Source organism: Rhizobium sp. RSm-3 (assembly GCF_001854685.1).
GTDB classification, from domain to species: Bacteria; Pseudomonadota; Alphaproteobacteria; order Rhizobiales; family Rhizobiaceae; genus Rhizobium; species Rhizobium ecuadorense.
On the sequence record NZ_MAWZ01000024.1, the window covers coordinates 64,608 to 87,442 of the forward strand.

At 60.0% G+C, this 22,835-nt stretch carries 26 protein-coding genes; 17 read left to right on the forward strand and 9 right to left on the reverse strand.

The genetic code is table 11. From position 1 onward, the window contains the following. Position 1: 1 nt before the first annotated feature. Positions 2-460: an arsenic resistance N-acetyltransferase ArsN2 gene (arsN2, locus tag BBJ66_RS19395; RefSeq protein WP_071089022.1), complete on the reverse strand. Its 459-nt coding sequence runs from the start codon at positions 458-460 to the stop codon at positions 2-4. Next, on the reverse strand, positions 457-813 hold the full coding sequence (locus tag BBJ66_RS19400; protein WP_071089024.1) for an ArsR/SmtB family transcription factor: 357 nt from the start codon (positions 811-813) through the stop codon (positions 457-459). Before BBJ66_RS19400 ends, arsN2 begins: the two co-directional genes overlap by 4 nt. A 42-nt stretch (positions 814-855) precedes the next feature. On the opposite strand from BBJ66_RS19400, the gene BBJ66_RS19405 reads away from it, so the two are divergent. The 3 genes from BBJ66_RS19405 to BBJ66_RS19415 all read left to right on the forward strand — a co-directional run bounded on the left by BBJ66_RS19405 (position 856) and on the right by BBJ66_RS19415 (position 2,631). Then, positions 856-1,380 (forward strand): DUF6428 family protein, encoded by a 525-nt coding sequence (locus BBJ66_RS19405; RefSeq protein WP_049731845.1) that lies wholly within the window; start codon positions 856-858, stop codon positions 1,378-1,380. Positions 1,381-1,498: 118 nt separating this feature from the next. Beyond that, positions 1,499-2,008, forward strand: a complete 510-nt coding sequence (locus tag BBJ66_RS19410; protein ID WP_071089026.1) for a DinB family protein — start codon at positions 1,499-1,501, stop codon at positions 2,006-2,008. An 11-nt stretch (positions 2,009-2,019) separates the two neighbouring features. Further along, entirely contained in the window at positions 2,020-2,631 is a 612-nt protein-coding gene (locus BBJ66_RS19415; RefSeq protein ID WP_071089628.1) for a TetR/AcrR family transcriptional regulator, read from the forward strand. Here BBJ66_RS19415 and BBJ66_RS19420 read toward each other — a convergent pair. Further along, the gene (locus BBJ66_RS19420) at positions 2,617-3,600 is read right to left on the reverse strand and encodes a squalene cyclase (RefSeq protein ID WP_071089028.1); all 984 of its coding nucleotides are present in this window, start codon (positions 3,598-3,600) and stop codon (positions 2,617-2,619) included. The genes BBJ66_RS19415 and BBJ66_RS19420 overlap by 15 nt on opposite strands. Positions 3,601-3,852: 252 nt before the next feature. On the opposite strand from BBJ66_RS19420, the gene BBJ66_RS19425 reads away from it, so the two are divergent. Further along, a complete protein-coding gene (locus BBJ66_RS19425) occupies positions 3,853-4,683 on the forward strand; it encodes a response regulator (RefSeq protein WP_049731849.1) in 831 nt (276 codons plus the stop codon). A 186-nt stretch (positions 4,684-4,869) separates the two neighbouring features. Continuing rightward, positions 4,870-6,201, forward strand: coding sequence for a diguanylate cyclase (locus BBJ66_RS19430; RefSeq protein ID WP_049731850.1), 1,332 nt, complete (start codon positions 4,870-4,872; stop codon positions 6,199-6,201). A 55-nt stretch (positions 6,202-6,256) separates the two neighbouring features. Here BBJ66_RS19430 and BBJ66_RS35890 read toward each other — a convergent pair whose 3' ends face one another. After that, a complete protein-coding gene (locus BBJ66_RS35890) occupies positions 6,257-7,279 on the reverse strand; it encodes a GlxA family transcriptional regulator (RefSeq protein ID WP_049732036.1) in 1,023 nt (340 codons plus the stop codon). Positions 7,280-7,690: 411 nt separating this feature from the next. Here BBJ66_RS35890 and BBJ66_RS19440 point away from each other — a divergent pair, with 411 nt between their 5' ends. Beyond that, a complete protein-coding gene (locus BBJ66_RS19440; RefSeq protein WP_071089030.1) occupies positions 7,691-10,483 on the forward strand; it encodes a DEAD/DEAH box helicase family protein in 2,793 nt (930 codons plus the stop codon). A gap of 93 nt (positions 10,484-10,576) precedes the next feature. Here the strand turns inward: BBJ66_RS19440 and BBJ66_RS19445 are convergent, their stop codons facing one another. Next, positions 10,577-10,777, reverse strand: coding sequence for a hypothetical protein (locus BBJ66_RS19445; RefSeq protein WP_049731852.1), 201 nt, complete (start codon positions 10,775-10,777; stop codon positions 10,577-10,579). Positions 10,778-11,055: 278 nt separating this feature from the next. On the opposite strand from BBJ66_RS19445, the gene BBJ66_RS19450 reads away from it, so the two are divergent. The 3 genes from BBJ66_RS19450 to BBJ66_RS19460 are packed head-to-tail and all read left to right on the forward strand — an operon-like array spanning position 11,056 to position 11,770. After that, the gene (locus tag BBJ66_RS19450; RefSeq protein ID WP_049731853.1) at positions 11,056-11,289 is read left to right on the forward strand and encodes a DUF2171 domain-containing protein; all 234 of its coding nucleotides are present in this window, start codon (positions 11,056-11,058) and stop codon (positions 11,287-11,289) included. A gap of 53 nt (positions 11,290-11,342) precedes the next feature. Beyond that, positions 11,343-11,552 carry a DUF2945 domain-containing protein gene (locus BBJ66_RS19455; protein WP_049731854.1) on the forward strand — a complete coding sequence of 70 codons (210 nt, stop codon included), beginning with the start codon at positions 11,343-11,345 and terminating at the stop codon, positions 11,550-11,552. 32 nt (positions 11,553-11,584) lie between these two features. After that, positions 11,585-11,770, forward strand: a complete 186-nt coding sequence (locus BBJ66_RS19460) for a DUF3008 family protein (protein ID WP_049732037.1) — start codon at positions 11,585-11,587, stop codon at positions 11,768-11,770. Between the two features lie 35 nt (positions 11,771-11,805). Here BBJ66_RS19460 and BBJ66_RS19465 read toward each other — a convergent pair whose 3' ends face one another. Further along, complete coding sequence (locus BBJ66_RS19465) at positions 11,806-12,525, reverse strand: MgtC/SapB family protein (protein WP_049731855.1); 720 nt, start codon at positions 12,523-12,525, stop codon at positions 11,806-11,808. Positions 12,526-12,759: 234 nt separating this feature from the next. Between BBJ66_RS19465 and greA the strand changes: the two genes are divergently transcribed. Together greA and BBJ66_RS35800 are read left to right on the forward strand one after the other, a co-directional pair. Next, a complete protein-coding gene (gene greA / locus BBJ66_RS19470) occupies positions 12,760-13,242 on the forward strand; it encodes a transcription elongation factor GreA (protein ID WP_049731856.1) in 483 nt (160 codons plus the stop codon). Between the two features lie 125 nt (positions 13,243-13,367). Further along, positions 13,368-13,640: a hypothetical protein gene (locus tag BBJ66_RS35800; protein WP_425287884.1), complete on the forward strand. Its 273-nt coding sequence runs from the start codon at positions 13,368-13,370 to the stop codon at positions 13,638-13,640. Between the two features lie 40 nt (positions 13,641-13,680). On the opposite strand, the gene BBJ66_RS19480 is transcribed toward BBJ66_RS35800, so the two are convergent. After that, positions 13,681-14,574 (reverse strand): LysR family transcriptional regulator ArgP, encoded by an 894-nt coding sequence (locus BBJ66_RS19480; protein WP_071089032.1) that lies wholly within the window; start codon positions 14,572-14,574, stop codon positions 13,681-13,683. Positions 14,575-14,675: 101 nt separating this feature from the next. Between BBJ66_RS19480 and BBJ66_RS19485 the strand changes: the two genes are divergently transcribed. The 3 genes from BBJ66_RS19485 (at position 14,676) to BBJ66_RS19495 (ending at position 16,885) form a co-directional block, all read left to right on the forward strand. Continuing rightward, positions 14,676-15,284: a LysE/ArgO family amino acid transporter gene (locus BBJ66_RS19485; protein ID WP_071089034.1), complete on the forward strand. Its 609-nt coding sequence runs from the start codon at positions 14,676-14,678 to the stop codon at positions 15,282-15,284. A gap of 404 nt (positions 15,285-15,688) precedes the next feature. Continuing rightward, a complete protein-coding gene (locus BBJ66_RS19490) occupies positions 15,689-16,630 on the forward strand; it encodes a LysR family transcriptional regulator (protein WP_184343505.1) in 942 nt (313 codons plus the stop codon). Between the two features lie 99 nt (positions 16,631-16,729). Beyond that, the gene (locus BBJ66_RS19495) at positions 16,730-16,885 is read left to right on the forward strand and encodes a hypothetical protein (protein WP_003540537.1); all 156 of its coding nucleotides are present in this window, start codon (positions 16,730-16,732) and stop codon (positions 16,883-16,885) included. A 76-nt stretch (positions 16,886-16,961) separates the two neighbouring features. On the opposite strand, the gene BBJ66_RS19500 is transcribed toward BBJ66_RS19495, so the two are convergent. Together BBJ66_RS19500 and BBJ66_RS19505 are read right to left on the reverse strand one after the other, a co-directional pair. Next, the gene (locus tag BBJ66_RS19500) at positions 16,962-17,312 is read right to left on the reverse strand and encodes a hypothetical protein (RefSeq protein ID WP_049731861.1); all 351 of its coding nucleotides are present in this window, start codon (positions 17,310-17,312) and stop codon (positions 16,962-16,964) included. 34 nt (positions 17,313-17,346) lie between these two features. Next, on the reverse strand, positions 17,347-18,348 hold the full coding sequence (locus BBJ66_RS19505; RefSeq protein ID WP_184343503.1) for a glycine betaine ABC transporter substrate-binding protein: 1,002 nt from the start codon (positions 18,346-18,348) through the stop codon (positions 17,347-17,349). 733 nt (positions 18,349-19,081) lie between these two features. Between BBJ66_RS19505 and BBJ66_RS19510 the strand changes: the two genes are divergently transcribed. The 3 genes from BBJ66_RS19510 (at position 19,082) to BBJ66_RS19520 (ending at position 22,829) form a co-directional block, all read left to right on the forward strand. Beyond that, positions 19,082-20,536 (forward strand): cobyric acid synthase, encoded by a 1,455-nt coding sequence (locus BBJ66_RS19510; RefSeq protein ID WP_071089036.1) that lies wholly within the window; start codon positions 19,082-19,084, stop codon positions 20,534-20,536. A gap of 219 nt (positions 20,537-20,755) precedes the next feature. After that, the gene (locus BBJ66_RS19515; protein WP_049731863.1) at positions 20,756-21,526 is read left to right on the forward strand and encodes an SDR family oxidoreductase; all 771 of its coding nucleotides are present in this window, start codon (positions 20,756-20,758) and stop codon (positions 21,524-21,526) included. A gap of 217 nt (positions 21,527-21,743) precedes the next feature. Then, the gene (locus tag BBJ66_RS19520) at positions 21,744-22,829 is read left to right on the forward strand and encodes an adenylate/guanylate cyclase domain-containing protein (RefSeq protein WP_071089038.1); all 1,086 of its coding nucleotides are present in this window, start codon (positions 21,744-21,746) and stop codon (positions 22,827-22,829) included. Positions 22,830-22,835: the final 6 nt, after the last annotated feature.

Sequence of the window (22,835 nt, forward strand, 5' to 3'; positions counted from 1 at the left end):
GTTATCCCTCCAACGTTTTGGCGAGCAATAGTGCTGAGGCTGGGCACAGGCTAATTGCTTGGCGGGTTTGCAGGATCGCGGCGGGTGCTCTTGCGCGGTCGATCGGCGTGAAGCCGAGCGTTTCAAAGAACGGAGCAGCATTGGTGGTCAGCAGGTAGGCAGCGCGAGCGCCCTCTGCATAGGCGCGTCTGATTAGGAGATCGGTAGCACCGCGGCCCAGGCCTTTGTGACGATTGGCCGGCGTGATGACCACGGATCGCAAAAGCACACTGTCTCCATACAATTCATATCCACAATAACCCACAGTATCGTCGCCCTGTGCAATTCGGAAAAAAGTCCGACCCGTTTCGTCAATATCATCAGTCGGGAGGTCGGCGCTTTCGAGTGCGCTGCGTAGCTCGCCTTCATGTCCCGCAATTGGCAGGAGCGCCAGCAAGGTGTCGATCCGGTTCGCGGTCATTGGAATTTCCCCTCCATTTTAGGGGAACAACAGGCGGCGACCTTTGCGGCAGGCGCGCAGATCTCAGGGTTTCCGTCGCAGCAATCTTCCATCAGAAAGCGGATCAAGCCGCCGAGCCTCTCATAATTGGCGGTGTAGATGATCGAGCGGGATTCGCGCTGCTGGGCAATCAGGCCGGCCCGTTCCAGCTCCTTCAGATGGAAGGAGACGTTGGATGGCGAGACCTCCGCCTTTTCGGCGATGGCGCCCGCCGCCATTCCGTCCGGGCCGGAGACAACCAGCATGCGGATGATGTGCAGGCGCGTTTCCTGCGAAAGCGCGCTGAATGCGGCGAGGGCTTGACGTTGATCCATATTTCAATAATCCTTGAATCATTGAAATGAGGATTAGCCGATATGAACGCTATCGACAACCGAAAAATCCAAGAAAACGATATCAGCCTCGGCACACTGCTCGATATGCTCGCCGGTCAAAAGGACGTGCCGCTGATTTTCTACTACGATGGGGAGCCGGTGAAATCAGGCTACCATATCACCGAGGTCAAGGCGGGCCAATTCGCGGGTCTCGATTGCGGCGCCAATCCCGAGGCTTGGACGGAGATCTTCATCCAGCTCTGGGATATCGAGGAAGACAACCGCAAGCACATGCCGGCCGGCAAGTTCTGCGCCATCGTCCGCAAGGTGACGGAGCATGTGCGGCTCGACGCTTCGGCCAAACTCACCTTCGAAGTCAGCAACGGCGTGCGGCCGATGCAGCTCTATTGCGCGGCGATGCCGGTTCTCCGCGCCGGCGCCGTGCATGTGGCGCTTTCACCGCGGCCGGCAAGCTGCAAGCCGCGTGACCGGTGGCTTGCCGAAGAAAATAGGCAGGCCGCGGCCTGCTGCGGCCCATCAGCGGCAGGAAGCGCCTGCTGCGCCTAAGAAGGGACGAAATAGCGACTTGACGCGGCAGATCATCCATTGACTGACCACCAGTCAGTCGGATAAATGGAGGCGCCGGCGACATGTCGGCGCCGCCCGTTTCATCCCGGAGATCGCCATGAGCGCCAAGACCCTGTTGAACTCCCTGTTCCGCTACAAAGCCAGCGCCGACGGCGAGCTTCTCGACGCGCTGAGCGCGCTCGGCGAGGAGGCGCGGTCGGATGTGTTTCGGTCGGCCCTTCGCGTGCTCAATCATGCCCACCTCGTTGACCGCATCTTCGCCGCCAATCTTCAGCGGCTGGATCATTCCTTCACCGCGAGCTGGAGCAGCGAAGCGCCGCCATTGGCGCAGCTGGCCTCCGATATCCGCGAGACGGACCGCTGGTATATCGACTACACCGCGCGCATAGCGCCTGACGAAATGGAGGAGGTCGTCGGCTTCACCTTCACCTTCACCGATGGCGGGCGCGGGCGTATGTCCCGCGAGGAGATGCTGGCGCATGTGGTGACGCATGCCGGTTATCATCGCGGCGAGGTCGGCCGGCTGCTGCCTGATATCGAGAGCACCGCGATGCGCGACGTGTTTACCGGCTACCTGCACAGGGCCGATCCCGCGCGCCGTCAATGAGCGCGCTGCCGATGCCGACCGATCCTGTTGCAAAACCGAGAACCAAGCCTGCCGAAGAGCGGCGCGACGAGCTGATGCGTTCGGCCGAGCGGCTTTTCCTGGACAAGGGCCTGGAACAGACCACCGTCGAGGAGATCACGGCCGGGGCCGGGGTCGCCAAAGGCACCTTCTACCTGCACTTTTCCTCGAAGGCCGATGTTCTCCTGGCACTGCGCACTCGTTTCGTGCAGGGCGTGCTCGATGGCATCGTCGCGGCGGTCGCGGAACGACAGCAAGCGGATTGGCGCGGCAAGCTCGCCGCTTGGTCGACGGCATGCGCCACCGGCTATCTCGACGCGGCCGGGCTGCATCATCTGGCCTTCGTGGCCGAGCCCCCGGCAACGCGGGAAGGGCTTTCGCGCAACATTCTGATCGATCATCTGAGCGAACTGCTCGCCGGCGGGGCAGGTGGGGATGCCTGGTCGGTCGATGATCCCGGCTTTACGGCGGTATTCCTGTTCAATGCCCTGCATGGCGTCGTCAATCAGCCGATCGGCGAGACACCGGCTGATCGCGCCGAATTGCTGCGCAAGATCGAGGCGCATTTCCTGCGTGCGCTGGGTTTGGTATCAGGCATTGATTGAGAGCTGAGCGTCCCACCATTTGAGCACCCGCATCGCGCGGACCGTGATCCATCGCGAGGGCTCGCCTTGCTCGTCGTCGACCTCGAACCACACACGCCCCGGCAGGCTCCAGTCGAGTGGCCAGCAGCCGTCCTGAAGACGCCGGGAGCGCAGGTGCTCGATCGCCTCGCCGAGGCGCGGATCGGGAGCGGTACCGGTCAGGATGGCGCTGGCGCGGAAATAATCGAGGGCGCGCAGGATGTCGTAGCGCCAGCGGTTCGGATGCAGGAACAGCAGGAAATTTTTGTCGGCCGGCTCGCCCGTGCCGAGACGGCGGAAGAGGTGACGCTCGAGCAGGAATTCCTCGCCCGTCCGGCGCGCTTCGCGAGATCGTAGCGTGCCGCCGGTCGATTTCTCGACCTCCAGCAGTCCTTCCAGCACATTAATGGTGCTGGCGAAGGAGGATCGGTGAGAACCGTTGGTCCTCTCGCAGTTCCAGCCGCCGTCGTCGAGACGCTCGCCGACCAGCCTGTCGACAATCGGCGAGACATCAATGCCGAAATAAGCGCCGTCCGCGACGGTGCGACCGTTGATACATTCTTCGACTTCGCCTTGCCAGTAGGGCTGGCCGCCTTCTTCCCAACAGGCATTGGCGCCGATCAATTCGACGGTGCGTCTGGCCTGCTCGCAGGCGGGATCGAGACCGAATTCCCTGAGTTGCGATAGCGAAAAGCTCGTGGCCGTCCACGGCTGGCCGTGTTCGCGCCACTCCTGGGGATCGAAACCGGCGGGCAGGAAGGCGCCGCCCGCCCATTGCCCGTCCTCATCCCGGCAGGCAAGCAGCCTGGCGCCCCAACCTTCGGTCTCGACTTTCGCCCGCTCGGCCATCCAATTTCGCTCCGGGGCGTCAAGCAGGTCGCGCATCACCTGCCACCGGATCGACGGGTCGGAGCCGAGGAGCCATTCGATCACCGGTTCGGATTGGGTCATGGGGGAACCTCTCAGCGGGTCGGTCGCAGCGTGTTTATAATCGCTTCGTAGGGTGATGGCTGATCGGTGTGCCCTGCGGCTGGAGTTGATCGGCGTACCGCGGCTGATTTCTTAATCATATCTGCAAGAAATCCGAGGCAGCCTCTTCCGGCCGCTTCTTCGCTTCATATCCAGCAGGGCTGATTAATCATTAGTCAAATCAATTGATGTACCAAATTGATCCGGGGACAGATTTTACATCAAAGGTTTGCTATGGCGTTTCTAGGTATTTCGGGGATGCAATATTCCGGGGAAATGTTTGCCGGTGCGCGCATTATTGTCGCGGAAGATTCCAACGTATTCACCTCGATGATCAGCAAACGCCTCAAGGAGCTGTTCGACATTGACGTCGAAATCTGCCGCAGCTTCGAGGATCTGCAGTTTTCCTATGACAAGTCTTCCGATCCGATCACGCTGGCAATTTCGAACATCAACCTGCCCGGCGCCGAAAACGGCGAAGCGCTGGAATATCTGGTCGATCTTTCCATACCGACAATCGTCTTTACCGGCACCTTCCATGAAAGCATGCGCGACAAGCTGATGGCCAAGGACATTGTCGATTATATCCTCAAGGACAATATCTTCGCCGTCGATCTTCTGGCGGAATCGATCTGCCGGTTCCTGACCAATCATCGTCACCACGTGCTGATCGTCGACGACAGCGCGACGGCCCGCGCGCTGCTGTCGAGCCGGTTGAAACGCTACAATTTCCGTGTCAGCACCGCCGAGAACGGCGCCAAGGCGCTGGAGATCCTGAAGGCCAACCGCGATATCGGCCTGATGATTACCGACTACAACATGCCCGACATCGACGGCTTCGAGCTGACGCGGCGCATTCGCTCCAATATCGGCTCGCACGAGCTGCGCATCATCGGTGTTTCATCCTCCTCGAACCGGTTGCTTTCGGCGCGTTTCCTGAAGGCCGGCGGCAATGATTTCATGCTGCGCCCGTTCATCGACGAGGAGTTCTACTGCCGCGTCAACCAGAACCTCGACACGCTGCTGCAAATCCAGTCGATGCGCAAGGAGCGGGCGGTTGCCTGACGGCCCTTCCAGTATCGGCGTCGCCTCAGGCGCGGAGACGACGGCAGCGCACCGTCGTCGAATTTCTGCAATTGCAAGTAACGCCGCTATTTGTCCCCTTCACGCGCGCAGGCCTCTCGGTTATCGTTCGCCCCGCCGGGGAGAGGGCCGAGTCGAGGCCATCGGACGCATGGGAGATTAGCGGCTGTGGCTTTTCAAGCGGATTTTCAGCGGGATGGCATCGGGCTCCGCTCCGGCGGGCTCAAGATACTTCTGGTTGAAGATTCCCGGATGTTTTCCGCCGTGCTTTGCCATCGGTTCCAGACCGAACTGGGCCTTGCGGTCAAATCCTGCCCCTCGCTAAAGGCGCTTCGCAAAGAACTTGCCGAGGACGGTCACGGCTACACCATGGCCGTCGTCGATCTCAACCTGCCGGATTCGCCCTATGGCGAAGCGCTCGACTGCACGATCGAGCACGATATCCCGGCAATCGTCTTCACCGCCACGTTCGATCTCAACACGCGCAACAAGATCATGGAGCGCAATGTCATCGATTACGTGCTGAAGGACAATGAATTCGCGCTCGACAATCTGGTCGCCACCGTCCGCCGCGCGATCTCCAACCGCAAGACGCGGGTGTTGGTCGTCGATGATGTCGTCTCCGCGCGCCGGGTGCTGGTCGATCTGCTGAAGGCGCAGCAATATCTCGTCGTCGAGGCAAGCTCAGGGCTTGAGGCGCTGGCCGCTCTCGAGGCTTACAGCGATATCGAACTGGTCGTCACCGACCACCACATGCCCGATATGAGCGGCTATGAACTGACGCGGCGTATCCGCCATCGCTTCGGTTCGGACAGGCTGCGCGTCATCGGCGTTTCCGCCTCCAACGACCGCATGCTGTCTGCTAGTTTCCTCAAGGCCGGCGCCAGCGATTTCGTCTACCGGCCTTTCGTCGCCGAGGAGCTGCAATGCCGCATCGCCAACAACGCCGAGACGCTGGCGCAGATGCGGCAGCTGAGGGCGGCGGCGGCCTGCGACTACCTGACCGGCCTCTACAACCGCCGCTATTTTTACGACAACGGCCCGAAGCTGGTGAACGAGTGTCTGCGGCTGAAAGTGCCGAGTTCGGTGGCCATTCTCGATATCGATCATTTCAAGCGGCTGAATGACACCTATGGCCACGAGATCGGCGACAAGGTGCTGAAGGCTGTCGCAAACAGGCTGTTCACGATCTTCGACGGCAGCGACAATCTTCTCTCGCGGCTTGGCGGCGAGGAATTCGCTATCCTCTTCCCGCAGATGGATTCCCTTGCCGCGACCAAGCTTTGCGACGAAATTCGCTCCGACATTTCCCGGCTGAAGGTCACCGCCGACGACGAGGAACTCGGCGTCACGATTTCGATCGGCATCGCCGAAATCGAGGGCTACGAAACCTTCGAGAACTATCTCAACGCCGCCGACCAGTTCCTCTATATGGCTAAGCACAGGGGCCGCAACCAGGTCTATTCCGACGCCAGGATGACGGAAGAAGCGGCGCAATAAGGTATTCAGGCGAAGCGCCGCCCTTTCATGTCAGGCGGCGCGCTCTTTCAAACTCTCAGGCCGCGACCGCCTGCTGGCGCGCGGTCGCCATGGTCATCTTGCGCTCGGCGCGCTCCTGCTGCGGCGAGCGATGGTAGAGTTCGCGATAACACTTGGAGAAATGCGAGGCCGAGACGAAGCCGCAGGCGACCGCGACCTCGACGACGGGCATCGAGGACTGCACCAGAAGATGGCGGGCGCGGTCAAGGCGGATTTCCAGATAGTAGCGGGCTGGCGAGCGGCCCATCTCCTGGCGGAACAGCCGTTCGATCTGGCGGCGCGAGAGACCGGCACCGTCGGCGATCTCGATCAGCGACAGCGGCTCGGCCAGATTGCCTTCCATCAGTTCGATGATCGACAGCACCTTGGCGTTCTGCACGCCGAGACGGGCGCGCAGCGGCAGGCGCTGGCGGTCGTGCGGGTTGCGCACGCGGTCGGTCAGGTGCTGTTCGCAGATGCGGTTGACGAGGCTTTCGCCGAAATCCTCGCCGACGAGGTTCAGCATCATGTCGAGCGAGGCGGTGCCGCCGGCGCAGGTATAGAGATTGCCGTCGATCTCGTAGAGATCGGCATAGACTTCCGCCTGCGGAAAGGCTTCCGAAAAGCCCGGCAGGTTTTCCCAGTGAATGGCGCAACGCTTGCCATTCAACAGGCCGGCCTGGGCCAGCACATGTGCGCCCGTACAGAGGCTGCCGACGGCGACGCCGCGATTGTAGCATTCACGCAGCCAGGCATTGACCGACTTGTTGTTGAATTGCTCGACATCGATGCCGGAACAGACGAGCACCATGCCCGGCCGGTTTTCGCCGCCGAGATGGCGGCGCTCCTCGGCGAGCGAGGAATTCGCCTCGACGCCGATGCCGCAGGAGGAATAGACCTTCTCCCCGTCGAGGGAGGCGAGCCGCCAGCTATAGGCCTGATAGCCGAGCATGCGATTGGCGATGCGCAAAGTGTCCACGGCCGCCGAAAAGGGCAGCATGGTGAATTGCGGTACCATAAAGAAGACCAGCGAACGCTTCTTGATCTGCATCCTGTTCATAGCGAAATCCATGCTCGAGGAACGATGACATATTCGTTGCGCGGAATGCGTCGCGCCGATGTCCTGAAAGCGACGCTGACATGGAAAAATGCGGCCGGGAAGAGCAAATATGCGACATTGACCGCGTTTTGACCGGTTAAACCGCTGGAATAGGGACGGGCCGGATGCGGGTTGCGTTACAGAGGACTGAAATTCAAGTCTGAAGACGGCTGAGGAACGAATGGGCGCGCACGAAAAAGGCGGCGTTGCGTGATGCTGACGCCGCCCTCATCTTGGGAGGCGGATGCCGTTGAAATTTCCTCTAGACACTGACGTTGCATGAACCACGCCAAGATGATGCAATGCCACTGAAGAATTTTAGTCGCAGTTTTCACAGTGGCTCGTCGCATTTAATCTAAAGGGCAGAATTGAATGAAGGACCTCGCTTTTCAGGGCACCTGGCGAGCTTATCAGCAGAAGATACTTGATGATCTGACAAATCTCATGAGCGATGATGGTTTGCATATCGTCGCAGCGCCCGGCTCAGGCAAAACGATTTTGGGCCTTGAAGTGATGCGCAGGCTTGGTGAGGCGACCTTGATCTTGGCCCCGAGCAAGACCATCAGGGATCAATGGTCGCAGCGGCTACGCATGATGTTCCTGCCCGCCAATGCTGGTGAACCGGACTGGATTTCTCATGATGTAAGAGCGCCTCGCACTATCACGATTATCACCTATCAGGCTCTGCATGCGGCGTTCTCGGGTCATACGGCCGAGGAAGAAATTATAGACAGTGAAGAGGAGGGCAGCGACGGCGTGCAATCCGTCGAAACGGGCAAGCAGGAGACGGAGAGGGCGAGAAAGAAAATCATCGCGAAGCTGCGCGAAGAGAAGGTTCGCACCCTTGTGCTCGATGAAGCGCACCACCTTAGAAACGAGTGGTGGAAAGCGCTGACGATGCTCAAGGAAGCATTGGGCAAGCCCACGGTCGTAGCGCTAACCGCTACACCGCCCTATGATGTGGATCCCCTGGAATGGGACCGTTATCAGGCGCTTTGCGGGCCGATCGACGGTGAAATTTCCGTGCCGGAACTTGTGCTGCAAGGCGATCTTTGCCCGCATCAGGACTATGTCCACTTCAGCCTGCCGAGCGAGTTGGAAGCACAGAAGCTGGCAGAGTTTCGCGCGCAGATCGGAGACTTCATCGAGGCGCTGCTCAAAAGTGCAGAATTCAAGCAGGCAATTCTGCACCATCCATGGATTACCCAGCCGCTCGAGAATGTGGAGCATATACTGGATGATGCACGCTTTTTCTCCAGCATGCTGGTCTTCCTGAATGCGCAATATGTCGACTTGCCGCAATCGACTCTCGACATTCTCGGCGTCAAGGCGCGCGAAATACCGGATCTGACGCTTGAATGGATAGAGGTGTTGCTGAACGGCGTCATCTACACCTATCGCAACGATTTCGAAGAAGCGGAACAAGTACTCCGCCTCCAAGAAGGCAGGCTGAGGGACATCAGGGGAGTCGAGCACGGCAGAGTGCGGCTAACGGATGCGCGGTCGGTTCAGAAGCTGCTGGTATCGAGTGTCAGCAAGCTCAACGCGATCGTCGATATCACCCGGCTCGAAAGCGCGTCGATGCGTGACGAACTCCGTATGGTTATCCTTTCCGACTACATCAGGAAGGATGCGTTGCCCACCGGCCCCGCGGACCTTCCGCCCATCGAGAGGATGGGCGTCGTGCCGATCTTCGAGACGCTGCGGCGGTCCGGACTTGATCTCAAGCTCGGAATTCTGACCGGGAGTCTCATTCTCATTCCGGCGGAATCAAAAGTAATTCTTGATGAGATCGCAGGCCATCTTGGCATCGGTAGGGAACATATCCGTTACCAACAAACGGCATTCGATGCCGGCTTTCTAGCCGTTGAAATCAGCGGTGCCCTGAGCCGCAATAGCGTTCATATGATCACCGAATTGTTCAATCGCGGTGGGATCACGGTTTTGGTCGGCACGCAGGCATTGCTGGGTGAAGGATGGGACGCCCCCTCCGTAAACACTTTGATACTGGCAAGTACGGTGGGATCATATGTACTCTCCAATCAGATGCGAGGCCGCGCCATTCGCACAGACCCCCGAAGCCCTCAGAAGGCCGCGAACGTCTGGCATCTGGCGGTCATCGACCCTGAGAAGTTTGAGCAGAGAATACCGCTGCGGTTCGGGAGGAAATCGACCGATAGAAAGGCGCCCGATCCATTTGATACCATGACGATAGACTTGGGCAGCGACGTCGATGCGCTGAAACGCCGATTTTATGCCTTCGAGGGTTTGTCCTTCGGTGAGCATCCGTCGATCGAAAGCGGCTTTCACCGGCTGATGCTCGGTGCCGCAAAATGGAATGCGCGGGGTGTCGACGACATTAACAAAATAATGGAACGCGGCGCTGCAGACCGCGAATCACTGAAAGTCCGATGGCATAGCGCGCTGCGTAGCTATCGTGCTTTTCCGAGGATGCAGGAAACATTGGAAAGCAACTATGCCCCCAAGGGGCTGCTCAACTGGAATACGACCAAATTTCTTTATGCGCAAAGCGCCGCCCTTGCGGGAATGATCTTAAGCGCATTCCTGGACACGCTTTCGGATATGGATATTCGTTTACTCGAACAACTGGCGCTGTTCCTATTCGTTATGTTCTCAATGATGGCTATCTATTGTTTGCCGGGCGCATTCAAAGCCAGTCTGTTGCTGCTGCGGAATGGCTCCCTTGAGGGAAGCATGAAGCAGGTGGGGAAAACCGTTCTGGAGACGCTGCATAATATGAGCGTCATAAGGAGCGAGCTTGGAAAAATGAGCGTCGAGGCAACGCTCGACCAAAACGGCATCATTTACTGCCGGCTTGAGGGTGCTACGACGATCGAACGATCTCACTTTCTCGACGCTCTGCGAGAAGTTCTCGTTCCACCACAGAATCCTCGCTACATTCTCGTCAGGTCGTCAAAATTCTGGCGGCTGAACCGGGTGGATTATCATGCAGTCCCTTCGATCATCGGTCGGAAAAGGGAGGATGCCATGCATTTCGCCCAGCTGTGGGATCGCTACGTCGGCCCTTCGGATCTCGTCTACACGCGCAGCGCACAGGGCCGCCTGACGCTACTCCAATTTCGCGCGAAATCGTTTGCTTCGGCATTTACCAGGAAAACAGATAGAGTCAGCCGTTGGGAGTGAAAGCCGGGGCGAATCCTACGCGTTCTGAAGATGGAAAAGGCGGCGCCGCTTGATGCAGACGCCGCCGTCATCTTGAGAGGAATGTCGCATTCATTAAACGGTCCGGTGTTTGTTGTCGTCCGTGCTCGGCCAGCCAATGTCCTTGCGGATGTCGAAGGGCATGGCTTCGATTTCGCGGGCGGTCCGCCAGCGTGTCCAGGCAAGCACGAGCTTGCGGGCATGATATGCAAGATCGAAGCGGCCTGCGCCGGAGGTGAAGGGCTTGCCGCCACCGCGATAGGTGAGCGTGGTCATTTTCCGGTTCCTTTCTTTAGGTCGGGGCATGGTCATCGATGGGAGGTTCGTCCATGTCCGTGATCACAATATGGGCCTCCGGGACCCATCATTCAAACGAATAGAGCTTATGGATAACATCAGAGATATTGAATGATCAGCGTTTGCCCGAGGGGCCGACGCGCTGAACTTTGCGGGGTTGCAAAATGCCAAATCGAGGCACGGAGAGGCGACTCGGAACTAAGTCCGCTCCACCTCGTTGCCGCTTCGTAGTTGACAATGACGCAAAGGAGGAAACGATGATTTCCGCAGATCAGATTCGCGAACATATGGAAGTGCTGACGGCCGACGGCACTCATGTCGGGACGGTCGATCATCTCGATGGTCCCACCCGCATCAAGCTGACGAAAACCGACTCGGAGGACGGCAAGCATCACCTGATCCCGATCGATTGGGTCGATCACGTCGACGCGCATGTTCACCTGTCGAAAAACGCCAGGGATGTCCGCAGCCAGTGGGCCACCATCAACTGACGAGCGGTCGGCTGCGGCTTTTGCCGCAGCCTCCTCGCCGCAAGGAAACCCACATGTCCAGGCAATTGAAAAAGGGCGACGAAGTGAGCTGGGATACCAGCCAGGGAAAGACCGAGGGCAGGGTGGTCAAGAAGCAGACCAGCCCGACGAAGATCAAAGATCACACGGTGAAAGCGTCGCCGGCGGAACCGCAATATATCGTCCAGAGCGACAAATCGGGAAAACGAGCCGCGCACAAGCCAGACGAACTCAGGAAGCTTTGAGAGCGGTTGATGCCAACGAGAAGGAGATCGATATGCCGGCCAAGTCCAAGGCCCAGCAGAAGGCGGCGGGTGCCGCACTCTCGGCCAAGCGCGGCGAGACGCCCAAGAGGGAGCTGAAGGGTGCTTCGAAGCAGATGGAGGAATCCATGAGCGAGAAGCAGCTCGAGGAGTTCGCATCCACCAAAAGAAAGGGTAAACCGGAGCACGCCTCCAAATAGGTCGAGACAGCGGTAGCGACGGCGGCGGCGTCCGTTCACGTCGTCGTAGAATGCATCGAAAAATTCGCGACCTCGTGCGTCTCGGCGACGGCGAAAAGAATTGCGCGTGCTGATGCATCCGGATCTTTCGCCATCCAACGCAATTCGAACGTCACCCCGATCCGGCCATCTTCGGTCTGTCCCAGCGAAACGAACAATGCGCTGCATTCAAGAGATCCCAGCACATCTGACAGGTCGGGAATATCGGCGCTCGAGCCGTAGACGACGAGCGTCGCCTTGCGTTCGCAGCGCAGCCAGGTGTCCAGGCGTTTCAGCGGCGACAGCACGATGAAGGCAACGACGGTTGCCACTGTCCCTGTGACGATCTGGCCGCCGCCGAAGCAGAGACCGACCACCGTCATGAACCACAGGGTCGCCGCCGTGGTGACGCCGGTCATCATGTCGCCGCGCCTGAGGATTGCTCCGCCGCCGATGAAGCCGACGCCTGTGAGGACGCCGAGGGGAAAGCGCAGCACGTCCATCTGCGTGAAATAACTGAAGGTTTTCCCGTAGGTCGACAGAAGCAGGTTCGCCTGGACCATCGCAATGCAGGCGGCAAGCGCCACCAGGATCGTGGTCCTGAAGCCCGCGGCATGGCCGCCGCGCTCGCGGTCGAGGCCGATAAGGCCGCCGGCAATCACCGTCAGCATGATGCGGGCGGCGATATCCCACCAGCTAGGCGTCAGCGGCATGACGTCGGTCAGGAGCGAAGGCATGTCTCGCTCCAGACTTCGTCATGGCCTTTCCGCTGCTCGCCGGGCATTCGATCCTCCTCAGCCTCGATGCATCAGGGGTCTGAACGCCATGCGGCGCAGGACGCTCCCCATTGCCGGCGTCGCCGCCGACAGGTCGAGATTGGCGGTTCGGCTGCAGCCGGTGTATGTATGGTCTCAAATATGGGCGGTTCGCCCGTCAACTAAAGGGCACCGCGCCCAAAACGGAGTATAGAATTGGCCGTCGCCTTCACCAAGGAAGAGAGTTTCGAAACCGCTTCGGAAACCCTGCTGCCCGATCGTCCGGTTTCGCCGCATCTGAACCTGGTCACGGAGGCGGGGTTGAAGGCACTGGAATTGCAGTTCCAGCGGGCGCGCGAGGCCTATGATGCAGCGAACCCCATCGAAGACGTCAACGAACGGCGGCGGCAGGCGGCGGGTCCTTTGCGCGATCTGCGCTACCTCGCGGCAAGGCTGCGCACCGCCCAGCTCATGCCTGACCCCACGTCAATTGCCATTGTCGCCTTCGGCAGCACGGTGACCTTCAGCCGTGACGACGGGCGCGTGCAGACCTATCGGATCGTCGGCGAGGACGAAGCCGATCCCAAGGCCGGATCGATTTCCTATGTCTCGCCGGTGGCCCGGTTGCTGATGGGAAAGGCGGTTGGCGATGTGGTGGAAACGGGTGGCCAGGAGCTGGAGATTATCGCTATCGCGTAGGGGCGCAAAGCGCACCGGGTTTGGCGATGCGCAATGATCAATACAAAAATGGTACCGAGAAGTTCTTTATTCGTCGGACGTTTCCCGATCGCGGCCTAGAAGGTGACATTCCGCCATCGAAAGTCATGCTTATGGTCAGCGCAATTTCCAGTTCTGCGTCCACCCTTTTGAGTTCAGCCGCGTCAACCTCGTCTTCCAGTTCGTCCGATCAGCTCGCTTCTCTCGATGCGCAACTTGCCGGAAAGAAAGCAGCGCTGTCGCAGACACAGGACGAGGAGAAGAAGGCCACAATCGAAAAATCCATCGAGACGCTGGAAGCCAGGATTGCCAAGCTCGAGGCGTCCGAGAGCAGCAAGACCGAGGCCAGCGAGTTCGGCAGCCGCACGGCTTACGTATGACAGCGCCTGCTTTGAGCCGCTGTTTGTTCTGAGCGACGCTTCAGAGATTGCGCTTGGCCACGGTGATGACCTCGCGCGTCAGTTCCGCCAGGCGATCGGCGGCGAGACGGTTTATCTGCCAGTAGAGCGGGACATCGAGCGGCGTGTCGGGAACGAGTTCGACGAGCCGTCCCGAGGCGAGATGCTCGCGGGTCAGCTGGGTCGGGTTCATGCCCCAGGCCATGCCCGAAAGGGTGGCCTCGACGAAACTTTGCGGCGACGGCAGCCAGTGGGTGGGATAATCGAGATCGTGTCCGAATGTCTGCCTCACCCAACTGCTCTGCAGCCTGTCCTTCTGGTTGAAGGTCAGGGCAGGCGCGTTGCGGATCGCCTCGTCGGTGACGCCATTCGGAAAGTGGCGGGTGACGAAGTCCGGTGTTGCTGTGGCGTGGTAGCGCAACACGCCGAGGGCAAAGCGCCGGCATCCGCGGACCGGTTTTTCCAGGCTGGTGACGGCTGCGATCACCCGCCCGCGCTGCAGCCATTCGGCGGTGTGATCCTGGTCGTCGACGGCGATGTTCAAGAGATGGGAAGAGTTCCTGGCGAAGTTCGACATGGCCTCGACGAACCATGTCCCGAGGCTGTCGGCATTGGTCGCGATCTGGAGCGTCACCCTTTGGCGTGGCTCGTCGGGATGGACGAGAGCCGGCAGCTGCCCGAAGAGTTCGGCTTCGAGCATGCCGACATTCTCCATATGGCGGCAGAGCCATTCTCCCTTTTCGGTCGCCGTGCAGGGAGCGCCTCTGACGATGAGGACAGTGCCGAGGCGCTCTTCAAGCTGCTTGACACGCTGCGATATGGCCGACGGCGTGACGTTCAGCACGGTCGCAGCTTTCTCGAAGCTGCCCGTCTGGACGATTGCTGCGACGGCGCGGAGAGCGGGATAGTCGAGCATTGATTAGATCTGCTTACTTTGGATAAGTTGGTTTAATTAGCCTAATTCAATGAATGGCGATACTGCAACCCCCACCGAAGTCTGGGGCGTTTGCCGAAACGATGAATTTTTCGATCTATTTTACCGGCCTAATGGTGGGCCTTAGCCTGATCGTTGCGATTGGCGCACAGAACGCCTTCATCTTGCGCCAGGGCCTGCGCAACGAACACGTGTTCGCCGTCTGCTTCGCCTGCGCCTTGTCGGATGCAGTGCTGATCGTGCTCGGCGTCACCAGCCTGCAGCAGATCGCCCGCTTCATGCCGTGGCTCGATCCGGTCATGCGTTATGGGGGAGCGGCGTTTCTGGCCTGGTATGGGGCGAAAAGCCTCTATTCCGCCCTCCGGTCATCCGCGACCCTGGCCGCAGCGGAGACCAAAACGGCGAGTTTCCGGCAGACGCTCGCGACCTGCGTTGCGCTCACCTGGCTCAATCCGCATGTCTATCTCGATACGGTCGTGCTGCTCGGCACGATCTCGACGCGCTATCCCGGGCAACAGGCTTCGTTTGCCGCGGGGGCGGTGACAGGTTCCTTCCTGTTCTTCTTTTCCCTCGGCTATGGCGCGACATGGCTGCGGCCGATCTTCTCGAAACCTTCATCCTGGCGGATGCTGGAAACGCTCGTCGCTTTCATCATGTGGATCATCGCGTTCAAGCTGCTGGGCGGGATGTGATCGCCGCTCGACCGGCGAGATCTGCTGGATCCGGCGGTTAATGGTCAGGGGGTGCGGACGATCAGAAGGGCGCGCAAGCTTTTTGATGGACGGATGTTTCCGGATGTGCGCATCCGATAAGGCACGCTGATCCTACAATCTTCAGCAGCGGTTCGGCTAGCGGCGGAGGCGGCGACCGTCAACTCTATCTTGGGCTGACAATCAGCCAGCAGATGCGACGGAAAACGCCTCAGCTGCCGGAGCGCATGCTCATGGTTCGCATCCCTGCGCCTCTGCGACTTGAACGCGGAAAGGGCCTGTACGATATTCCAGATGCTCATGTTCCACATGTCGGGGCCTCTTTTTGCTGCATCGGCTGCTGACCCCTCGAAATATGGCGCGCGATTGACATTCAATCAAACAAAATGATATTGGGTTATAAATCAGAAAAATTGAAAGATGCGACGATGAGCCTTCCCTTTCGCCGTCCCATTCCGCTGCTTGACAACGATGTGCTGCGTACCTTCGTCGCCATCGCCGAGACAGGCAATTTTTCCACAGCCGCGGAGGCGGTCTTCCGCACGCCGTCGGCAGTGTCGATGCAGATCAAGAAGCTTGAGGAGCAACTGGGCGCGACGCTGTTTTTGCGTGACGCCCGCTCGGTATCGCTGACGCGCCATGGCGAAATGCTGTTGTCCTACGCCCGCAATATCCTGGCGCTGTCGAACGAGGCGGTGTCACGCTTCATCATGCCGGAACTCAGCGGTGTCGTCAGGCTCGGCGCGCCGGAGGATATCGGCGAGCGGCTGCTGCCGAGCATCCTGAAGAGTTTCGCCGAGAGTTATCCCGGCATCATGGTCGACGTGACGATCGACATGAGTATGGGCTTGAAGAAGCGCATGGAGGAGCAGCGGCTCGACCTGGCCTTGATCAACTGTGCGACGCGGCCGTTCCCCACAGGCGGCGAGGTGGTATTCCGTGAGCGGCTGGTCTGGGCCGGCGCCCGGTGCGGTTCGGCACATCGTCGCGATCCGCTGCCGATCTCGATCTGGGAGGATGGCTGCATCTGGCGCCAGGAGGCTCTTTCCCAGCTCGAACGCAACAAGCGGCACTATCGCGTCGCCTATCTCAGCGGCCACACCATGGCGCAGCGCGCCGCCGTGCTCTCCGATCTCGCCATTGCGCCGCTGCCGCTGTCCTATATCAATGAGGACATGGCGATACTCGGCCCGCAGGAAGGCCTGCCGGAACTCGGCGCTTTCGATATCCGCCTGCTGACCGCTTCGCAGGTGTCGGGGCCGATCGAGACGGTGGCCGACAGCATTCGCGGCGCCTTCGCCGAGAGAGCGAAGGCGGTCGCCGCCTGATGATCTCGTTCAGGCGTTGAACCTTTTGTCCCCTTGTGCGTTATCGGCGCGAACGGCATAAGTCCCGTTCGGGGTTGATTTCAAACAAGGATATTCGAAATGACGACAACGGCCAAAATTGCCGCAGCCTTGATGGTTCTTCTTGCCCTTTCCTCCTGCGGCAACACGATTCGCGGCATAGGAAAAGATACGGCAAACACCGTGAACGCTACCCAGGATGCCGGCCGCTCGGTTGACCGCGCCGCAAAGAAGTAATGATCGTTCAGATTTCCTCTGGGGGATCGCCGGATCAATTAATTGACCGGGACCGGATCAAATTGACCGGGCCGGATCAAGGGTTGACCGGGGGATAAGCCTTTTCCAGGCCGCCGGATCGGTCAAGACCGGTCCGGAAGGCCTGGTAGGCGGGATGCTGGCTTGAGCGGGCAGTTTCCATCAGCCGGATCTGCAGTCGATCCGGCGCTTGAGCTCCGAGCCATACTCCGAGATTTTCGAGCTTCAGCGAGTTCAGGAACCGCGAACCGGCTGCCAGATCGAGATGGCGGCGCAGGCCGTCAAGCAGGTTGTCGTCCTGAGCGACATTTTCCATGAGCAGCGTCAGATATGATTTGTCCGTCTCCGACAGCGCGGCGAGCTTTTCCGCAACGGTATCGCGGTCGGGAAAGGGAACGTTGCCTGTCATCTCGAATCGTCCATGCTTGATGGTGTTTTCGCCGTTATAAGCTCGCCTTGACCTTCTCGGCTATATCGGCGGGAACCCATTTCATCCATAGGCCCTCGTAATTGCGAAGGAAATGGATCGCGGCATCCTCGTTGCTCTCGCGGTTTTCGTCCTGCCAGGCAAGCACCTGGTTGATCGTCTGATTGTCCCATTTGCGGGTTTTGAGATAGGTGGTGACAGGCCCGGCACGGCTGGCAAAAGACCTGGTCATCAAGGTGAAGGCGCGCGACACGGGGTAGGAATTGAGTTCCGGCCTGATGCAGCCGGCAACCGCCGTGCAGCGGTCCCACTCGGCCTTGTTGTGGCCGACGCCGAAGCTCAGCCGCGTCATGTCGTATTTGCCGAGGATAGCCGTCGGCGCCCAGTAATAACCGAGCCAGCCGACCTTGTTGTCGAAGGCGTGGGCGATCGAAGCGTCCAACTGTTCGGGGCTGCCGGTCTCGACGAGTTCGAAGCCTTTCTTGTCCGCGGCAAGCGCCTTGAACAGGTTGGTGGTCGATATCTGGCAGCTCCAGTCGGCGGGACAATTGTAGACCGCACCCTTCGACGCACCGTCTTCGGCGGGGAAAAGTTCCGGATGCCTCATTGCATCTTCAACCGAGCGGATGTCGGGATTGGCGTCGGCGATGAATTTCGGGATCCACCAGCCCTCGACGGCGCCGTCGGCCAGGATCTCGGCTCCCTGCACCAGCCGGCCGGTGTTGACGGCCTGATCGAGCAAGGCCCTGACGGAATTGATCCAGTATTCCGAGGCAATGTCGGGGGTGCCCTTCTCGTTCATCGAGGCAAAGGTCGGCAGGGTGTCGCCGTCGACGATGGTGACGGAGCAGCCGTAGCCCTTTTCCAGGATGATCTTGTCGAAATTCGCCGCAATGCCGGCCGAGGCCCATTTCATCTCAGCGATCGAAACCTTGCCGCATTCTGCGGCTTCGGCCGGCACGACGGTAGAAAGAGCCGCGGCAAAGACGGCCGGAATCAGAAACGTCTTCATCGTCATTCCCCGAATTCTTCTTTACAGCGCCGCGTCTTTTGCGACGCGCTGAGGACGCTGTGAGGCTTTGAATTTATGGACGCACAGCCGGGGCGGAAAATCAGCCGCAAGTTTCTCCGGCGCCCGAAGGGAAATGCCTTGCGGGCGATGCCGCGACAGACATTTCCGGTTCACGAGCGCCTTTCGTCCTTGCGGGCTCCGGCAGCTTATCGCAGGTCATGGCTCGAAAATGGCGTTTTTGGGAAGCCTACGCGTTCGCGCGCAGAAATCAACTATCTTCTGCTGATGGTTGTAAGACTAAATGCTTGAATTCCAATAATTTATCTCAACATCCCGAAAATGGCCCCTTTGAGCGAACTGCACGCTCTTGGCGATCGCCGGCGGATCTTCGGCAGAAATTTCGGCGAGTAAGTCAAAAAAGATCGAAATTAACATTTGCGTAAGCCTTCAATAACTCTCCGGTAAGAATGTGCCGTTATCAGTTGGGTCGTGGCGGCAATGACCGCCGCTTCTCCGGTTCAGGTAGTGCGTTCGGGGAAAGCGAGCTTCGCCGTGTAGGGGCGAAGACGCCAGAGTTTTCGGCAAACCGCGCAGAGCTAAGGCCATGCGCGGTTTTCGCGTTTCTGCGGGAAGCTTGAGCAGGGTCACGTCCTGACTCAGGGCAGATCTTGACCGAGGGCACGCCTTGACCCGGCGTCGTCGCCCATTGTAGGCCTCGCCTCAGCGAAAGGCGGCCACCATGGCAAGAGCGATCATGCTGCAGGGAACCGGCTCGGATGTCGGAAAGACGGTGCTGGTCGCCGGTCTTTGCCGGCTGGCGGCCAATCGCGGGCTTACTGTGCGGCCGTTCAAGCCGCAGAACATGTCGAACAATGCAGCGGTTGCCGATGACGGTGGCGAGATCGGCCGGGCGCAGTGGCTGCAGTCGCTGGCGGCGCGCACGCCGTCCTCGGTGCACATGAACCCGGTGCTGCTCAAGCCGCAATCGGAAAACGGCAGCCAGATCATCGTGCAGGGCAGGGTATTCGGGCAGGCGAAGGGGCGGGACTATCAGCGGCTGAAGCCGCAGCTGCTCGGCGCGGTGCTGGAAAGCTTCGAAAAAGTCGCTGCGGGCGCCGATCTCGTTATCGTCGAGGGTGCCGGATCGCCGGCCGAGATCAATCTCAGAGCCGGCGATATCGCCAATATGGGTTTTGCAACGCGTGCCGGCGTGCCTGTCGTGCTCGTCGGCGATATCGACCGCGGCGGTGTCATCGCCTCGCTGGTCGGCACGCATGCAATCCTCGATGAGGGCGACCGGGCGATGATTGCGGGCTATATCATCAACAAGTTCCGCGGCGACATCTCGCTGTTTGACGACGGCATCCGCGCGGTCGAAGGCTTTACCGGCTGGCCGTGTTTCGGCGTCGTGCCGTGGCTGCCGGGTGCGGCACGCCTGCCGGCCGAAGATTCGGTCGTGCTCGAACGGCTGGCAAAGGGCGGGGCGGGCGCACTGAAGATCGCTGTGCCGGTGCTGCCGCGCATCGCCAATTTCGACGATCTCGACCCGCTGCGGGCTGAACCGGACGTCGAACTGGTCTTCGTGCGATCAGGCGAACGGCTGCCTGCCGATGCAGGCCTGGTCATTCTTCCCGGCTCGAAATCGACGATATCGGATCTCGCCGACTTCAGGGTTCAAGGCTGGGACCGGGATCTCCGGGCGCATGTCAGGCGCGGCGGCCGGGTGATCGGCATTTGCGGCGGTTACCAGATGCTCGGCCGCACGGTGCATGATCCGCTCGGTATCGAGGGCGGGACGCTCAAGGCGCCAGGGCTTGGGCTTCTCGACGTCGAGACCGAGATGGTGCCTGAAAAAATCGTGCGCAACAGCCATGCCCGCTCGACCGAATACGACGCGCCGCTTGTCGGCTACCAGATCCACCTCGGCATCACCCACGGCCCGGATTGCGACCGGCCTTCGTCCATCGTCGATGGAGCACCCGACGGGGCGCTTTCGGCCGACGGCCGGATCATGGGCACCTATCTGCACGGGCTCTTCGACAGCGACGCCTATCGCGCCCGGCTGCTTCAAAGCTTCGGCCTCTCCGGCGAGCGGCGGAATTACCGCGAGAGCGTCGAGCGGGCGCTGGATGAGATCGCGAGCGACCTGGAGAAGCATCTCGATGCCCGCTGGCTTGCGGAGTTGCTGGGGTAGGGATGGATGTGTGTCGGGCGGGGATTGCTGCGCTGCCTTGCTCTCGCTGGAAGGAGGTCCCCTACGATATGTGTGGTTGATCAGAGGTGGGCGCTATCGAAAGAAGAGATGCTCAGAGCACCAATTTGCGTCCAACGTCTGCCTTTCCGCACTTGCCAAATTAGTTGACTGAGTCCATTAATTCTCCCCACGAGAATCCGGGCGAGAGCGACGAAAACCATGAGCGTATTGGATAGATTTTCACTGGCAGGTCAGGTGGCGCTCGTGACCGGCGGCGGTCGTGGTCTGGGTTTCGAGATGGCACGTGCCCTTGCAGAGGCCGGTGCTCATGTCATCGTTACCGGACGCACGGCGGCGACGCTGGAAGACGCAGTCCGGATCATTCGTGCCGCCGGCGGCACAGCGGAGGCTGTCGCCTTCGACGTCGCCGACCGCGAGGCACAGCGTGCTGCGATGGCCGATATCGAAAGGCTTCACGGCCGTCTCGACATTCTGATCAATAATGTCGGCGCCCGTGACCGGCGGCCGCTGGCCGAATTCGATGATGATGCCATCATCGAACTGCTGCGCACCGACCTGGCCGCCGCCATGACGCTTTCGCGGGACGCTGCCGTGCTTATGAAGCGGCGCAATCACGGCCGCCTGATCGCGGTGACATCTATCAGCGGTCATGTCGTCATGCCCGGTGACTGTGTCTATCCCGCAGCAAAACTGGGTCTGACCGGCCTGATGCGCGGTATGGCGGTCGAATTCGGTCCGCATGGCATCACCAGCAACGCGATTGCGCCCGGCTGGTTTGCCACCGAGACGAACGCGGCGATGGCAGCGAACGAGGAACTGATGCCCTTCGTACGCCAACGCATCCCGGTCCAACGCTGGGGACGCCCGGACGAGATTGCCGGCGCGGCGCTGTTTCTTGCAAGCGGCGCCGCTTCCTTCGTCAACGGCCACGTGCTGACTGTCGACGGTGGCATGACAGTCAGGATGTGAGCCGTCATCGACGGCTGGAAATATCGACGGGGGGCGACTATCAATTGATATGGCGGCAGCCCGGTTCGGCATCGCCGCCCATTTGCCCGATTTGCCGTCATAAGATTGCGCCGGCTCATGTGGAGGTTCGAAAATTAGCGACCATATTCAATGGATTATAGAGCAGGGAATCACCAGCGAGCATATTGGCGACCTCGTTTCCGGCCTATGCGAGCGGCTGATTGCGGACGGGTTTCCGATCTGGCGGGCGAGTATCAGAATGCCGTCCCTGCATCCCATGTATCGCGGCGTCGCTGCCAATTTCATGCGGGGCGGTGAGACCGTCCTTGAAAATGCCGAGCACGGCAGCGAGACGGAGCGTGACTTCGAGAAGACGCCGATCTTCTACCTTTTGAGCCGCGGCGAAAGAACGGGGCGATGGAATTTGGCGAACGGGGAGGGTCTCGATTATACCGAGCTGAACGAATTCGCGCTTTGCGGGGGCACGGATCACGTGATCAGCCTTTTCGAATTCCCGAAGGAAGTCGCGCTGCGCGGACTTGGCTTCTCGCTGACGAGCGATGCGCCGGGCGGATTTTCCGACGATCAACTGGCGATCGTTGCGGCGCTGTTCCCAGCGCTCGGGCTGGCGGCTTACCGCGTGGCGGTTTCGAAGACCGCGAGCGACATTCTCGCAGTCTATACCGGCGCCAGGACGAGCGCGCGCATCCTTGCCGGCGAAACCCGCAGGGGAATGGGCGGCTCCATCGATGCCGCCATCCTGCTGGCCGACCTGCGCAATTTCACGGCTTTGACCGAGGTTTATCAGCCAGCCGAGATCGTCGGGTTTCTCAACGAGCATTTCGAGCTGATCGGCCGGCATGTCGAGGAAAATTCCGGCGAGATCCTCAAATTCATGGGCGACAGCGTGCTGGCGATCTTTCCGACCGAGGCAGAGGACCCGCAAAAGGCCTGCAGGGCGGCATTGGCTTCGGCGCAGAATCTGCTGAAGGCCAACGAAGAGCTCAATCGCGAGCGGACATGCAACGGAGGCCCCGATATCGGCGTCGATGTGGTGCTGCATCTCGGCGAGGTCTTCTACGGAAATGTCGGCGCCCACGGCAGGCTCGACTTCACGGTAATCGGCAGGGCCGTCAACGAGGCTTCGCGGCTGGAAAAGCTCTGCGGCACGCTTGAGCAGCCCCTGCTGCTGTCGGACAGTTTCGCGGCGACCTGTGCCGTGGCTTGCGAGTATCTCGGATCGTTCGCATTGCGCGGGGTTTCGAAGCGGGCCGACGTGTTCAAGCTCGCCGACGCGGGGTAGCGGCGG